This window comes from Vibrio sp. 10N.222.48.A3 (assembly GCF_041475345.1).
Classification (GTDB): Bacteria; Pseudomonadota; Gammaproteobacteria; order Enterobacterales; family Vibrionaceae; genus Vibrio; species Vibrio tasmaniensis_A.
In genome coordinates, this window is record NZ_JBFRVX010000995.1 from 1 (window position 1) to 763 (window position 763).

Genomic DNA, 763 nt, shown 5'->3' on the forward strand with positions numbered 1-763 from the left:
ATATTGAAGAAGTAGCGTCTTCGATTCGTTTGTCGCACTACAACAAGCAGAAATCGGTGACCATCAAAGCGAACCTAATGGAAGGTTACACGTTGGGTGATGCTTTGGATTTCCTTGATGAACAAGCGATTGAGCAGCTACCGGGTGATATTTCAGTAAGCTACTCAGGCGAGTCTAAAGATTTTAAAGAAAACCAATCGAGTATCCTCGTGGTGTTTGCGTTAGCGATGTTGGTGGCGTACTTGGTACTTGCGGCGCAGTTTGAGAGCTTCATTAACCCGCTGGTGGTGATGTTCACCGTACCTATGGGCATCTTTGGTGGCTTCTTAGGCTTGGTGTTGATGAGTCAAGGTCTCAACGTATACAGCCAGATTGGTATGATTATGTTGATCGGTATGGTAACCAAAAACGGTATCTTGATCGTAGAGTTTGCTAACCAACTTCGTGACCGTGGCATTGAGTTTGAAAAGGCGATCATTGATGCTTCGGCTCGACGTTTACGTCCAATCTTGATGACGGCGTTCACCACACTAGCCGGTGCAATCCCATTGATTACTTCAACGGGCGCAGGCTATGAAAGCCGAGTAGCAGTGGGTACGGTTATCTTCTTCGGTATGGGCTTTGCAACTTTGGTTACTCTGTTCGTAATCCCTGCGATGTATCGACTGATTTCTGGCTCAACACGTTCTCCAGGTCATGTGGAAGCGGTTCTAAATAAAGAGCTGAGCCACGATAACGTGGGAAGAAGCAGTCACGGTTAATG

The 763-nt window shown here is 46.7% G+C and carries 1 protein-coding gene; it reads left to right on the forward strand.

Annotated features, from left to right (window positions below; translation table 11 throughout):
* Positions 1-761: efflux RND transporter permease subunit (locus tag AB4653_RS22855; protein WP_372105398.1), on the forward strand; the 761-nt coding region annotated here is incomplete at its 5' end.
* Between the last annotated feature and the right edge of the window lie 2 nt (positions 762-763).